Origin of the sequence: Nocardioides psychrotolerans, from assembly GCF_900113685.1 — a bacterium.
GTDB lineage: Bacteria > Actinomycetota > Actinomycetes > Propionibacteriales > Nocardioidaceae > Nocardioides > Nocardioides psychrotolerans.
In genome coordinates this window covers 176,144-189,919 of the sequence record NZ_FOQG01000001.1, presented here as the reverse complement: position 1 = coordinate 189,919, position 13,776 = coordinate 176,144, and the positions used below count along the sequence as shown (strand labels likewise).

Here is a 13,776-nt window from a genome sequence, read left to right as displayed (position 1 = left end):
CTCGGTTGCTTGAGGGGTGTTGCAACACCCCTCAAGCAACCGACTCGCCCGCCCAGTCCACGTCCCGCTCCCGGCAGCCTGTGGAGGAGCGGTCGCGCTCCCTGTCGGCGAGCGGTAGACGTGGAGGATGACCAGCCTCGTCGCGCACCTCGCAGGCCGAGTGGCGGCACGCCTGGTCGTGCCGCTGGGGATCGCGGCGACGCTGGTCGTGATCGGGTGCGCGGCGGTGGTGCTCGCAGCACGCCCGGACGCGCCCGCCCGGGTGATGACCGCAGCGCCGGAGGCGACCTGGGAGGTCCTGCGATCGTCGTACGCCGAGATCAGCGTGCCGCCGCGGTCGGAAGGCTGGACCGTTCCTGGTGGCACCTTGTTCTACGCCGACGGCCACGGCCGGCCGGTCGTCGGCGTGACGGGGCCGGCGGTGCTGGACGACGGCTACTGCCCGGGCGTCGGGAGCGCGGCGCCGTCCAACCGCGCGTTCGTCGGGCTCACCCCACCGCTCGCCGGCACCGGTCTGCGACCGGCCCATCGGCGACTCGTGATGCGGTGGACGGCCGGGATCGCGGGCGACCCGCTCCGCTCCCGTCGTACGACGACCCGTCTCGCCGACGGCGCCCCGGCCGCGGTCTCGCGCACGACGATCCGGTTGGGCGACCGCGACCCGTGCACCCCGTCACGGGTGGAGCTCCACGTCGTCAGCACCGTGACCCGGGCCGGCGTCGTCAGTGCGGTGCTGGTGCGCGACCTGGGTCCGCGCTCGGCCACCGACCCGACCGTCCGGCGGATCCTGGCGAGCCTGCGCGTGCTGCGGTAGCCGAGCACTGCCTCGAGGTCCAGCGGAGCCTCTGAACGGGACCTGTCAGAGCTTGCGCAGCCGCACGTAGCGCACCGAGTGGTCGCGGTCCTTGCGCAGCACGAGCGTGGCGCGTGAGCGCGTGGGCAGGACGTTCTCGGCCAGGTTGGGCCCGTTGATCGCGTCCCAGATCCGGGTCGCCTCGGCCACGGCCTCCTCGTGCGTGAGGTCGCCGTACTTCGCGAAGTAGGAGCCCGGATCGCGGAACGACGTCTCGCGCAGCCGCAGGAACCGCTCGACGTACCAGTCACGGATGTGGCTGGTCCCCGCGTCGACGTAGACGGAGAAGTCGAAGAAGTCGCTGACGCTGAGCCCGGCACGGCCGTCGTCATGCACCCGGGCGGGCTGGAGCACGTTGAGGCCCTCGATGATCACGATGTCGGGCCGCTTGATGACGACCTTCTGGTCGTCGACGACGTCATAGACCAGGTGCGAGTACGTCGGCGCCTCGACCTCGTCCTTGCCCGACTTGATGTCCACGACGAAGCGCAGCAGCGCGCGGCGGTCGTAGGACTCGGGGAAGCCCTTGCGCTGCATGATGCCGCGTCGCTCGAGCTCGGCGTTGGGGTAGAGGAAGCCGTCGGTGGTGATCAGCGCGACGTTGGGGTGCTCGGGCCAGTGGGCCAGCATCTGCTGGAGCACCCGCGCCGTGGTCGACTTGCCGACGGCCACCGACCCGGCCAGACCGATCACGAACGGAGTTCGTGGGGGAGTGCGCTGGTGCAGGAACGACTCCTGCTCGCGGTGCAGCTTGCCGGCCGACTCGACGTAGAGGCTCAGCAGGCGGCTCAGCGGCAGGTAGACCTCCTGCACCTCGTCGAGATCGAGGGAGTCGCCGAGCCCGCGCAGGCTGCGGATCTCGCCGGTCGTCAGCGGGTTGGTCGTCTCATGGGCCAGCGCGGCCCAGGCGGAGCGGTCGAGCTCGATGTAGGGGGAGAACTCGCGGTGGGAGTCCTCGGGGCCACCGTTGCGATGGCCCCCGCCTGTCGACATGGCGGCGATTGTTGCAGGCCACCCGCCTGGCCGGAGTGGCGGCGTCTCACCTCTAGAGTGGAAGCCATGTGCGGAATCGTCGGGTACGTCGGCCCCCAGCAGGCCCAGGGTGTCGTGATCGAGGGGCTGCGCCGCCTCGAGTACCGCGGCTACGACTCGGCCGGGATCGCCCTCGTCGTCGACGGGGAGCTGGCCTCGGACAAGCGGGCCGGAAAGCTCGCCAACCTCGAGAAGGCGGTCGCGGCCTCGCCGCTGCCCCCGTCGACAACGGGGATCGGCCACACCCGGTGGGCCACCCACGGTGCTCCCAACGACGTGAACGCCCACCCCCACACCGGTGGTGCGCGCCGGGTCGCCCTCGTGCACAACGGGATCATCGAGAACTTCGCCGAGCTGCGCGACCGCATCGAGGCCGACGACCACGTGATGCTCTCGGAGACCGACACCGAGGTCGCCGCCCAGCTGCTCGAGCTGCAGGTGGAGTCGGGCATCGACCTGACGACCGCCATGCAGCGCGTCTGCCGGCAGCTCGAGGGCGCCTTCACGCTCGTCGCGATCGACAGCCACGACCCTTCGCGCGTCGTGGCCGCCCGTCGCAACTCCCCGCTCGTCGTGGGCATCGGTGAGGGGGAGAACTTCCTGGGCTCCGACGTCGCCGCGTTCATCGAGCACACCCGTGAGGCGATGGAGCTCGGCCAGGACCAGGTCGTCACCATCACCCGCGACGGCGTCGAGGTCACCGACTTCGACGGCAACCCCTCGGAGGGCAAGCGCTACCACGTCACCTGGGACCTCTCGGCCGCCGAGAAGGATGGTCACGACTGGTTCATGCGCAAGGAGATCTTCGAGCAGCCGCGCGCCGTCGCCGACTCGCTGCTGGGCCGTCGTACGCCGGCGGGGCTGCTGCACCTCGACGAGATGCGCCTCTCCGACGACGAGCTGCGTGACGTCACCAAGATCATCATCATCGCCTGCGGCACGTCGTTCTACGCCGGCATGGTCGCCAAGTACGCCATCGAGCACTGGACCCGCACGCCCGTCGAGGTCGAGCTGGCCTCGGAGTTCCGCTACCGCGACCCGATCCTCGACTACTCCACGCTGGTCGTCGCGATCAGCCAGTCGGGGGAGACCGCCGACACCCTCCAGGCGATCCGGCACGCGCGCACGCAGCGTTCCAAGGTGCTGGCGATCTGCAACACCAACGGCTCGACGATCCCGCGCGAGTCCGACGCGGTCATCTACACCCACGCTGGTCCGGAGATCGGGGTCGCCTCGACCAAGGGCTTCCTCACCCAGCTCGTGGCCTGCTACCTGCTGGCGCTCTACGTCGCGCAGGTCAAGGGCACCCGCTACGGCGACGAGATCACCGAGATCGTCCACCAGCTCGAGGAGATGCCCGACCACATCGCGACGGTGCTGGAGTCGGCCGAGCAGGTCTACGAGCTGGCGCGGTCCCACCTCGACACCCGCTCGGTGCTCTTCCTCGGCCGCCACGCCGGCTACCCCGTCGCGCTCGAGGGCGCGCTGAAGCTCAAGGAGCTCGCCTACATCCACGCCGAGGGCTTCGCCGCCGGGGAGCTCAAGCACGGCCCGATCGCGCTGATCGAGGAGGGCATGCCGGTGCTGTGCGTCGTCCCACCCCAGGGTCGCGACCAGCTCCACGAGAAGATGATCAGCGGCATCCAGGAGGTCCGCGCCCGGGGGGCCCGCACGATCTGCCTCGCCGAGGAGGGCGACACCAAGATCGAGCCCTACGCCGACGTCCTCATCCGGCTGCCGAAGGTCCCCGTCCTGCTCCAGCCGCTCGTCGCGATCGTGCCGCTCCAGCTCTTCGCCTGCGAGCTCGCCACCGCCATGGGCCACGACGTCGACCAGCCGCGCAACCTGGCCAAGTCCGTGACGGTCGAGTGAGTCGCGAGGTGGAGTCGTCGTGCCCGTGATCGGCGTCGGCATCGACGTGGTCGACATCGAGCGGTTCGGCGAGTCGCTGGCACGCACCCCCGGGCTCTCGGCGCGGCTGTTCACCCCGGCCGAGGCCACCCGCCCCCTCGCGTCGCTGGCCGCCCGCTTCGCGGCCAAGGAGGCACTGGCCAAGGCCCTCGGCGCCCCGGGCGGGATGCACTGGCACGACGCCGAGGTCGTCTCCCAGGACTCCGGTCGCCCCCTCCTGGAGATCCGCGGCTCCGTCGCCGCGCGCGCCGCCCAGCTCGGCGTCGCCCACCTGCACCTCTCGCTCTCCCACGATGCTGGCATCGCCTCCGCCGTCGTGGTGCTGGAGTCCTGACGCGGGTTGCGGGTCGCCAGGCGGCAGGGCAGGGCAGGGGCGGGCGCGTCCGGCGCCGGCGGAATGTCGGCAGTTCGCCGAGCGTGGCCGCCTGCTGAGCGTGAGAGGACCGACGTACGCGCCGAACTGCCCGGTTGAAGTGGCGGACAAGCGCCAAGGTCCCCGGATGTCCGGGTAGTCATGCACCGGGCCCGGCTCGCCCGGAAGCCGACCCCACTAGCGTGGCCGCCATGAGGCACGCACACACCGTCGAGCAGGTCAGGGCGGCAGAGGACGTGCTGCTGGCGCGGATGCCGGAGGGTGCGCTGATGGCCAGGGCCGCGCACGGCTTGGCGCAGGCGATCATCGACCTCCTCGGCTCGCCGTACGGCGGCCGCGTGCTGCTGCTGGTCGGCCCCGGCAACAACGGGGGCGATGCGCTGTTCGCGGGGGCGGTGCTCGCGCGACGTGGCTGCCAGGTCGAGGCCTGGACGTTCGCCGACCGGGTGCACGAGGAGGGGGAGCGGGCGCTGCGCGCCGCAGGCGGCCGGTCGAGCCGCTTCGACGCGGCGACCAGCCGGCCCGCACCCGGCACCGACCTGGTCGTCGACGGCATCGTCGGGATCGGTGGACGCCCGGGGCTGAAGCCCGATGCCATCGCGGCGCGCGACCAGGTCACCGGCCTCCCTGTCGTCGCGGTCGACGTCCCGTCCGGCGTCGACGTCGACAGCGGCGAGACGCCCGGACCTCACGTGACTGCCGACGTCACGGTCACCTTCGGCACCCACAAGGTGGCCCACCTCGTCGACCCGGCCGCAGCGGCCTGTGGCGCGGTCCACCTCGTCGACCTCGGGCTCGCCCTGCCACCCGCCGATGTCGAGGCGCTCCAGCCCGTCGACGTGGCCGCGCTGCTGCCGCGCCCGGGCACCCAGGCCCACAAGTACACCCGGGGCGTCGTCGGCATCCGTGCCGGCTCCAGCGACTACCCAGGTGCAGGACTCCTCAGCGTCGCGGGTGCCTCGACCGGGCTGTGCGGGATGGTCCGCTACGTCGGTGACGCCGCCGTCGCGACCCGCGTGCGCGACGTCCACCCGGAGGTCGTCGGCGACGGCCGGGTCCAGGCGTGGGTGGTCGGCTCGGGCACTGGCCCGCACGCCGCGGCCGAGCTGGCCGCGGTCCTCCGCGACGGCGAAAGCGGTGTCCCGTGCGTCATCGACGCCGACGCGCTCGCCCACGTGACCGCACCCCTGACGAGTCCCGCCGTCCTGACCCCGCACGCCGGCGAGCTCGCCGCGATGACCGGCGTCGACCGTGCCGACATCGAGGCCGCGCCGCTCGCGCACGCCCGCAGGGCGGCCATGACGTACGACGCCGTGGTGCTGCTCAAGGGCCGCCACACCCTCGTCGCGGCACCTGACGGACGGGTCCGCGTGACCACCACCGGCACCCCCTGGCTGGCGACTGCCGGGGCCGGCGACGTGCTGGGCGGCTTGATCGGTGCCCTGCTGGCCGCCGGGCTGGACCCCTTCGACGCCGCCTCGGTCGGCTCCTGGGTCCACGGCGCCGCCGCCACCCTGGCCTCCGACGGTGGCCCGATCGTGGCCGTTGACGTCGCCAGCGCGGTGCCTGCCGTGGTGCGGCGGCTCCTCGCCTGACGGGTGCCGGCACCCGTGATGGAAGAATCGTCGACCATGACCCCCGCCCGCGCCGAGATCGTCGTCGACCTGGCCGCGATCCGGCACAACGTGCGGGTCCTGCGCGCGACCACGGGGGTCGAGGTGATCGTGGTGGTCAAGGCCGACGGCTACGGCCACGGCATGGCCGAGGTCGCGGGTGCAGCCCGTGCTGCCGGCGCCACCTGGCTCGCTGTCGCGACGCTCGACGAGGCGCTCCGGCTGCGCGCCGCCGGCGACACGGGCCGGCTGCTGTGCTGGCTGACCGTCCCGGGAGAGCCCTACGCCGATGCCCTGCGCGCCGGCATCGACGTCACCGCCTACTCTGTCGCCGAGCTCGACGAGATCGCCGCCGCCAGCGCCCATGCGGGCGCCGGCCTCACGGCACGCGTCCAGCTCAAGGTCGACACCGGTCTGTCCCGCGGCGGCGCGCCCCGCGAGGCCTGGGGCGAGCTCTTCGCGCGAGCCCGTGCCGGCGAGGAAGCAGGGCTGTGGCAGGTCACCGGCCTGTGGTCGCACTTCGCCTGCAGCGACGAGCCCGCCCATCCGGCCAACGACCAGCAGGAGCAGGCCTTCCGCGACGCGCTGGCCCTGGCCGACGGGGCCGGGCTACACCCGGAGCTGCGGCACCTGGCCAACTCCGCTGCGGCGATCCTGCGCCCCAGCGCGCGCTTCGACGCCGTCCGCTGCGGCATCGCCTCCTACGGCCTCGACCCTGCGCCAGGACACACGCCCGACCTCGGCCTGGTCCCCGCGATGACGGTCCGGGCCCGCATCGCTCTCGTCAAGGCACTGGTCCCCGGCGACAGCGTCTCCTACGGCCACACCTGGACGGCCCCGACGCCCACGACCGTCGGCCTGGTGCCCGCCGGCTACGGCGAGGGGGTGCCGCGCCACGCGAGCGGCGTCGCCTCGGTCGGTGTGGGCGGCGCGCAACGGCCGATCCGCGGTCGGGTCTGCATGGACCAGTTCCTCGTCGACCTGGGCCCCGGGGACGACAGCACCCCCCAGGCCGGCGACGAGGTCCTGCTCTTCGGCCCCGGCCACCACGGCGAGCCCACGGCGCAGGATTGGGCCGAGGCGTGCGACACCATCAGCTACGAGATCGTCACCAGGATCGGAGGCCGCATGACGCGCACCCACGTCGACACCGACCCCGCGACCAGGGGCGAGCCCGCGACCAGGGGCAAGCCCCGATGAGCATCGCCGGCCGCCTCGCCGGCGCGGCCGCCGGTGCCCTCGGCCTGGCCGCCGCCGGCACGGTGTTCGGGGTCGTCCGCCGCAGCAGGGCGATGGGAGGGCGCTCGGTCACCGACGCGGCCTTCGGCTCGCTGCGCTCCACCCCGGTGACGGTTGTCGCCGAGGACGGTGTGCCCCTCCATGTCGAGGTCGACGAGGCCACCCAGCTCGAGACGGAGCCGAAGCGTCGCTGGCGGCGCGGCCAGCCCGACCCCGAGGTGACCGTCGTGTTCGCCCACGGCTACTGCCTCAACCTGGACTCCTGGCACTTCCAGCGCGCGGCCTACCGCGGCCTGGTGCGCACGGTCTTCTACGACCATCGCTCGCACGGCCGCTCGGGCCGCTCGCCGCGGCACAACGCCACCATCGAGCAGCTCGCCCGCGACCTCAAGCAGATCCTCGAGGAGGTCGTGCCCGACGGCCCGGTGGTCCTCGTGGGCCATTCCATGGGGGGCATGACGGTCGTGGCCCTGGCCGAGCAGTTCCCCGAGCTGGTCGGCGACCGGGTCGTGGGCGTCGCCCTGGTGTCGACGACGGCGGGCGGGCTGGACGTCGGTCGGATCCTGCTGCCGATGGTCCCCGGCCGCCTCGGCGGCCGCGTCACCCACCAGGCCGTCAGGACGCTGCACCGTGGCCACCTCGCCGTCGACGGGTTGCGTCGCGCAGGCCGGGCGATCGCGATGGTCGCGACCGACCTCTTCGCCTTCGGCGACGAGGTGCCTACCGCCTACGTGGAGTTCGTCGACGAGATGCTCTCCGAGACGCCGTTCGAGGTCGTGGCCGAGTTCTTCCCGAGCTTCAGCCGCCTCGACAAGTTCCACGCCGTCGAGGTCCTCTCCCGGGTGCCCACCGCGATCCTCTGCGGCACCGCCGACAAGCTGACCTCGATCGGCCACAGCCGCAAGCTCCACCAGCGCATCGCGGGCTCGCGCCTGCTCGAGTGCGAGGGTGCGGGACACATGCTCCCCATCGAGAGGCACGACCAGGTGACTGCCGAGCTCGACCAGCTGATCACGGCGGCCACCGCACGGGCGGCGCAGCGGTGAGCCTCAGCGTCCGCCGCGTCGGTCACGAGTCGGCCGAGGCGGTCCACCACATCATCCGCGAGGCCTTCAGCAACCGGCCGGCCCTCGACCCGCCCGCCGACGCGCTGCTCGAGACCGTCTCCTCGATCGCCACCCGGCTCGCCCTCAACGGCGGCCTGGTGGCGCGCGTCGACGGCGAGGCCGTCGGCACGCTGCTCTTCGACCCCGTCGGCGACACCGTCTACCTGCGTCGCTTCGGCGTGCTCCCCGCCGCGCAGGGCCACGGCGTCGCCGCCGCGATGGTCGACACCGCTGTCGAGGCGTGGATCGGCCGCGCCCGGCTCACGGTCTTGGCCCGGGAGGAGCTGCCCGGCAACATCGCCTTCTGGGAGCGCCGCGGCTTCGCCCAGGCCGACCGCCGCACCCCCTACGTCGAGCTCTCGCGCCCGCTCCCGCGCCTCTACGACGTGCCCACCGCCGACGACATGCGTGCGCTGGGTGCCCGCATCGGCGCCGACCTCCGCGCCGGTGACCTGCTGGTGCTCTCGGGCGGCCTGGGTGCCGGCAAGACCACGTTCGCCCAGGGGCTCGGCGAGGGTCTCGGGGTCCGTGGAGGGGTCACGTCGCCCACGTTCGTCATCGCCCGCGTCCACCCGTCCCTGCGAGGTGGGCCCGACCTCGTCCACGTCGACGCCTACCGTCTCGGCGGCATGGCCGAGCTCGACGACCTCGACCTCGACACCTCCCTGGACCAGGTCGTCACCGTCGTCGAGTGGGGGGAGGGGATGGCCGAGACACTGGCCGACTCCCGCCTCGAGGTGCGCATCAGCCGCTCCGAGGAGGAGGCCGAGGGTGAGCTCGACCCGCGCCACGTCGAGGTCGTCGGCATCGGCACCCGCTGGGTCTCCTGAGCCGCGCGGCTACCCTCGTCCCGTGCTCCTCACGTTCGACACTGCCTCGCCCACCGTCAGCGTCGCGCTGCACGACGGGGAGGACGTGGTCGTCGAGCTCGTCTCCGGCCTCGCGATGAAGCACGGCGAGCAGCTGGCCCCCCTCATCGAGCAGGCCATGGTGCAGGCCGGCATCGTCCGCCAGGACCTGACCGCGATCGGGGTCGGTGTCGGACCCGGCCCGTTCACCGGTCTGCGCGTCGGCCTGGTCACCGCCCGCACGCTCGGCTTCGTCCTCGAGATCCCCGTCTACGGCGTCTGCTCGCTCGACGTCCTCGCCGCCGAGGCAGCCGTGAGGCTGGAGGGGCGCGACTTCGTCGTGGCCACCGATGCCCGCCGCAAGGAGGTCTACCTCGCGTCGTACGACGCCGAGGGCGCCCGCCTCGCGGGGCCGGTGGTCGACAAGCCGGCCACGCTGGCCACCGACCTGCCCGTGATCGGTGAGGGCGGCACGCTCTACCCCAGCGACTTCCCCGGTCACACCGGGGCGACGCGGCCGAGCGCCGGCTGGCTGGCCCGCGTGGTGACCGACGAGCTCGCCGAGCTCTGCGACCCCGAGCCGATGTACCTCCGCCGCCCCGACGCCGAACCGCCGCGCGCGCCCAAGAAGGTCTCGTGATCCGCAACGCCACCCCCGACGACGTCACGGCGATCGCGGACCTCGAGGACGAGGCCCTGGGCATCGACGCATGGTCGGAGGGGCTCGTCCGCGAAGGGGTCCTCGGCGCCCTCCCGACCATCAGCTACGTGGTGGCGGAGCAGGACGGTGCGCTGGCCGGCTACGCCGTCGCCAGCGTCGTGGCCGACATCGCCGAGCTCCAGCGGATCGCTGTCCGACCCGGGCTGCGCCGCGGTGGCCTCGCCTCGGCGCTGCTGGACCAGGTGGTGGCCCTCGCCCGCGACGGGGGAGCGGACCGGGTGCTGCTCGAGGTGCGCGAGACCAACGCCCCGGCCCTGGCGTTCTACGCCGCCCGCTCGTTCGTCGAGGTCTCCCGTCGCCCGCGCTACTACCGTGACGGGGCGACCGCCGTGGTGATGCGACGTGCGCTCGGTCCCGCCTGCGGGGGAGGATGAGCCCGTGAAGCACGAACCCCTCGTCCTCGGCATCGAGACCTCGTGCGACGAGACCGGTGTCGGGATCGTCCGCGGTCACACGCTCCTGGCCGACGCCGTCGCGAGCAGCGTTGAGGAGCACGCCCGCTTCGGCGGGGTCGTGCCCGAGGTCGCCAGCCGCGCCCACCTCGAGGCCATGGTGCCGACGATCGAGCGCGCCTGCGACACCGCGGGAATCGCGCTGCGTGACGTCGACGCGATCGCCGTGACCAGCGGGCCGGGCCTCGCGGGCGCCCTGCTCGTCGGGGTCGCCGCCGCCAAGGCACTCGCCCTCGGGCTCGGCAAGCCGATCTACGGCGTCAACCACCTCGCCGCCCACGTCGCCGTCGACCAGCTCGAGCACGGGCCGCTGCCCGAGCCGTGCCTGGCGCTGCTCGTGAGCGGTGGCCACTCCAGCCTGCTCCGGATCACCGACGTGACCGTCGGCGTCGATCCGATGGGCGCCACCATCGACGACGCAGCGGGGGAGGCCTTCGACAAGGTCGCCCGGCTCCTCGGGCTGCCGTTCCCGGGAGGTCCCCACATCGACCGGGCAGCCCGCGACGGTGACAGCGTCGCCATCGACTTCCCGCGCGGCCTCTCGAGCCGCCGCGACCTGGAGCGGCACCGCTTCGACTTCTCGTTCTCCGGCCTCAAGACCGCGGTCGCCCGCTGGGTCGAGGCCCGCGAGCGCTCCGGCGAGCCTGTGCCGGTGAACGACGTGGCCGCCAGCTTCCAGGAGGCCGTGTGCGACGTGCTGGTGCGCAAGGCGCTCGACGCCGCGTCCAGCGAGGGCATCGAGGACCTGCTCATCGGGGGCGGCGTGGCCGCCAACTCGCGTCTCCGGGCGATGGCCGAGGAGCGGGCCTCCCGGCTGGGGATCCGCGTGCGGGTGCCGAGGCCCGGCCTGTGCACCGACAACGGGGCCATGGTGGCCGCACTGGGGGCCGAGATGGTGGCGCGTGGCCGCACCCCCTCGGCGCTCGACCTGCCTGCCGACTCGAGCCTTCCGGTCACCACGGTCCTGGTCTGACGCGCCAGGCCCTGCCGACGGGCAGGGCCTCCTCGCGTGGTCCGGCCCGACCGGCCCGACCACGGGACCGGTGCGTCAGTCGATGACGCCCGGAGCCGCGTCGGCGTCGTCGATCCAGTCCTGACCTTCGTCGAACAGGTCGCGGTCCCCGGCGCGCCCGTCCTCGTCCTTTCCGCCTCGGCGGCCAGCAGCAGCGCCGGCGCCCGCGGCGGCCTTGCCGCCACGACGCCCTCCGGCGCCACCACCGGCACCTGCCGCGCTGCGACCGCCGACCCCACGACCACCGGACGCACCGCGCCCAGCGCCACCACCCGGCGTACGGGCGGCGGAGCCGCGTCCCGTTGCGCCTCCGGGGCTGGCGGCGTTGCGGCCCAGGGCACCCGGAGCTCCGGCGCGAGCGCTGCTGCCGATCGGCCGGGCAGGAGACGCGCCGGCGCTGATCGGGGAGAAGAGTCCGCCACGGATGCCCTGGAGGGCCGCACCGGCCAGCCCGCCGCCGGCGATCGCGCCGATCGAGGGGCCGACGAGACCTCCGTGGACCGGCATGGTCGTCGTGGCGCCGGTCGGGTCGAGCGTCGGGACCTCGGCGACCGGGGACAGCGGCTGCGGCTGGGGGGTCGGCGGCGGGGGTGGGACGGGAGTGGGCGTCTCCACCACCGGTGTGATGGTGGGAATGACGGGGGGCTGCCCGATGGTGCCGATGGGGACCGGGATCTCGGGGTGTCCGGGGCCGTGCGGGTCGCGCTCCACCGAGCCCCCACTGGGCGGACGACCCGTGCCCGGCGGCGTCGACGTGCCCGGGGGCGTGGCGCCGCCGGGGCCGCCGGTGTCGTCCGGCTCGTCGAAGCTCTCGCCATGGATCTGCTGCATGGTCTTCGTGGACTCGGCGAAGTCGGTGTCGATGCGGTCGGCCCACTGGCGCGCGATGTTCTCGCGGGACTCATAGGAACCGGCGTAGGCGTCGACCAGACCCTGGTGGTCGGACGCGGCGGTGACGTCCTGGTGGTCCTGGGGACCCGGCTGCGGGTGGTAGGGACCGGGGTCTGGCGCCTGCGGGAAGTAGCGGTTCATCTCCGACTGCCCGACCCGGGCCGCCATGATCGCGTTGGACGCGACACCGAGCGCCTCGCTGCCGCGCAGGAGCTCCTGGGACTTGCCCTTCATGCCCTCGGCGGACGTGCGGAACGCCTTGCCCATGGCGGGCCCGGTCTGCCCGCCGATCGTCTTCTCCGCGGCGGCGGCCTTCTCCAGGGCCTCGGCCACGTTGCCGAGCAGGTCGGCGCAGCGCATCCACTCGATCGAACCGTCGCCGACGGCCTCGTCGGAGGCGCCGCCCAGCGCCTTGTCCAGTCGTTGCTGCTGGGGACCGGTGATCATCGGTTGCCTCCCACGGGCACGTCGCAGGTGGGATTCGTGGTGACGTCGGGTTGGGCTAGGCACGGGACGAACGTGTCGACGACCGTCTGGATCCCGCGCGAGTCGTCCCCGGAGACGACGTCGGCGGTTTGGACGCCCGTGACGAAGGTGTCGATGCCCTGACGGAAGCCGCTGAGGCCCGTGACCATGTTGGTCATGGCGTCACGCACCTTGCCGTGGGCGACATCGGTGTGGAAGGCGAGCGTTCTGCCCCACTCGGAGCCCCCGAACGCCGTCTGACGGACCGGCTCCAGGGGGAGCTCGAGCCCGTCGATGCTGCTGTCGAGGATGCTGACGATGGCCTTGATCGTGGCCTCGTCGACCTCGATGCCCTGCAGCATGCCTTGGATGGCGTCGACGGTGATGGCGACCGTCGCCCCCTCCGATGCGCTGGTGATGGCCGTCGTGGCCGTCGTGTAGTCCTGCTCGTCCGCCATGAGACGCTCCACTCCTGCGGGCTCGATCTTTACCTTGCCTCAGCGGCTTACCCGCACCCCCGCAGGCCCAAACATCCGTCGGCGGGGGTTCGGGAGGGCCGTTATCGTGGCCGCGCACCACCCGCCCCACCACCTGTCGAGGAGCACGTCGTGAAGCGCAGTCTCGGGTCCCTGGCCGTGTGTGCCGTCCTGGTCCTCACCTCCGCTTGCTCCGGGGAGGAGGACGAACCCGGCCCGAGCGCCGGCGGCAGCGAGTCCGTCAGTGGCGAGAGCGCCTCGGCCTCCGGCGAGCCGACGACCGAGCCGTCCCCGTCGCAACCTGCGACCCCGGAGGTCGAGGCGGCCTCGGGCCCGGACCTCACGCAGACCCACCTGACGCTCCGCGCGCCCGAGGGCTGGGAGCTGACCCGGGAGGGCGACCCCTTCTCGGGCCAGGCCAGTGACGGTCTGTCGGCGATCTTCGTGACGGAGATCGAGGACTTCGGCGACGGGATCCTGTCCCTCCGCAAGCAGGCGGAGATCGCGCGTGACACGGGGGCCTACCTGCAGAAGCCCACGATCCTCGACCCTGTGGAGATCGACGGGCGCGAGTGGTACCACCTCGCAGGACCGACCGACCGGATCCGCCATGTCGACGCCTTCGGGACCTCCGAGGACGGCCTCTCCTACTCGGTCGACATCTCCCTCAACCGGGCCACCTTCACCCCCGCCCAACGGCAGCAGCTCGTCGACTCGGTGCTCGCCTCGATCAGCATCGGCTGAACCAGCCGCCGGGCCAGCCGCCGGGCCGGCAGCCGGGCCG

Annotated in this window: 14 protein-coding genes; 11 read left to right on the top strand and 3 right to left on the bottom strand. The window is 73.0% G+C overall.

Translation table 11 applies throughout. The features are described 5' to 3' along the window. The first annotated feature begins 127 nt into the window (after positions 1-127). A complete protein-coding gene (locus BM204_RS22460; RefSeq protein ID WP_091109637.1) occupies positions 128-814 on the top strand; it encodes a DUF8017 domain-containing protein in 687 nt (228 codons plus the stop codon). 45 nt (positions 815-859) lie between these two features. Here BM204_RS22460 and coaA read toward each other — a convergent pair whose 3' ends face one another. After that, the gene (gene coaA / locus BM204_RS00855) at positions 860-1,846 is read right to left on the bottom strand and encodes a type I pantothenate kinase (protein ID WP_091109636.1); all 987 of its coding nucleotides are present in this window, start codon (positions 1,844-1,846) and stop codon (positions 860-862) included. A 66-nt stretch (positions 1,847-1,912) separates the two neighbouring features. On the opposite strand from coaA, the gene glmS reads away from it, so the two are divergent. The 9 genes from glmS to tsaD all read left to right on the top strand — a co-directional run bounded on the left by glmS (position 1,913) and on the right by tsaD (position 11,121). Then, the gene (gene glmS / locus BM204_RS00850; protein ID WP_091109634.1) at positions 1,913-3,757 is read left to right on the top strand and encodes a glutamine--fructose-6-phosphate transaminase (isomerizing); all 1,845 of its coding nucleotides are present in this window, start codon (positions 1,913-1,915) and stop codon (positions 3,755-3,757) included. A gap of 19 nt (positions 3,758-3,776) precedes the next feature. Then, entirely contained in the window at positions 3,777-4,130 is a 354-nt protein-coding gene (locus tag BM204_RS00845) for a holo-ACP synthase (protein WP_091109632.1), read from the top strand. A gap of 230 nt (positions 4,131-4,360) precedes the next feature. Then, positions 4,361-5,764, top strand: coding sequence for an NAD(P)H-hydrate dehydratase (locus tag BM204_RS00840; RefSeq protein ID WP_091109630.1), 1,404 nt, complete (start codon positions 4,361-4,363; stop codon positions 5,762-5,764). Positions 5,765-5,800: 36 nt separating this feature from the next. Further along, on the top strand, positions 5,801-6,982 hold the full coding sequence (gene alr, locus BM204_RS00835) for an alanine racemase (protein ID WP_218031111.1): 1,182 nt from the start codon (positions 5,801-5,803) through the stop codon (positions 6,980-6,982). Further along, a complete protein-coding gene (locus BM204_RS00830; protein WP_091109627.1) occupies positions 6,979-8,067 on the top strand; it encodes an alpha/beta fold hydrolase in 1,089 nt (362 codons plus the stop codon). The genes alr and BM204_RS00830 overlap by 4 nt, the downstream gene beginning before the upstream one ends. Further along, on the top strand, positions 8,064-8,957 hold the full coding sequence (gene tsaE / locus BM204_RS00825) for a tRNA (adenosine(37)-N6)-threonylcarbamoyltransferase complex ATPase subunit type 1 TsaE (RefSeq protein WP_091109625.1): 894 nt from the start codon (positions 8,064-8,066) through the stop codon (positions 8,955-8,957). The genes BM204_RS00830 and tsaE overlap by 4 nt, the downstream gene beginning before the upstream one ends. Positions 8,958-8,979: 22 nt before the next feature. Beyond that, positions 8,980-9,615, top strand: coding sequence for a tRNA (adenosine(37)-N6)-threonylcarbamoyltransferase complex dimerization subunit type 1 TsaB (gene tsaB / locus BM204_RS00820; RefSeq protein ID WP_091109624.1), 636 nt, complete (start codon positions 8,980-8,982; stop codon positions 9,613-9,615). Further along, on the top strand, positions 9,612-10,070 hold the full coding sequence (locus BM204_RS00815) for a GNAT family N-acetyltransferase (protein ID WP_246165778.1): 459 nt from the start codon (positions 9,612-9,614) through the stop codon (positions 10,068-10,070). Before tsaB ends, BM204_RS00815 begins: the two co-directional genes overlap by 4 nt. A 4-nt stretch (positions 10,071-10,074) precedes the next feature. Next, positions 10,075-11,121 carry a tRNA (adenosine(37)-N6)-threonylcarbamoyltransferase complex transferase subunit TsaD gene (tsaD, locus tag BM204_RS00810; RefSeq protein WP_091109620.1) on the top strand — a complete coding sequence of 349 codons (1,047 nt, stop codon included), beginning with the start codon at positions 10,075-10,077 and terminating at the stop codon, positions 11,119-11,121. 75 nt (positions 11,122-11,196) lie between these two features. Here tsaD and BM204_RS23395 read toward each other — a convergent pair whose 3' ends face one another. Both BM204_RS23395 and BM204_RS00800 read right to left on the bottom strand, forming a co-directional pair. Beyond that, entirely contained in the window at positions 11,197-12,498 is a 1,302-nt protein-coding gene (locus tag BM204_RS23395) for a hypothetical protein (protein ID WP_091109618.1), read from the bottom strand. Then, positions 12,495-12,974 (bottom strand): hypothetical protein, encoded by a 480-nt coding sequence (locus tag BM204_RS00800; RefSeq protein WP_091109616.1) that lies wholly within the window; start codon positions 12,972-12,974, stop codon positions 12,495-12,497. Before BM204_RS00800 ends, BM204_RS23395 begins: the two co-directional genes overlap by 4 nt. 150 nt (positions 12,975-13,124) lie before the next feature. On the opposite strand from BM204_RS00800, the gene BM204_RS00795 reads away from it, so the two are divergent. Beyond that, positions 13,125-13,736, top strand: coding sequence for a hypothetical protein (locus tag BM204_RS00795; protein WP_091109615.1), 612 nt, complete (start codon positions 13,125-13,127; stop codon positions 13,734-13,736). Positions 13,737-13,776 lie beyond the last annotated feature (40 nt).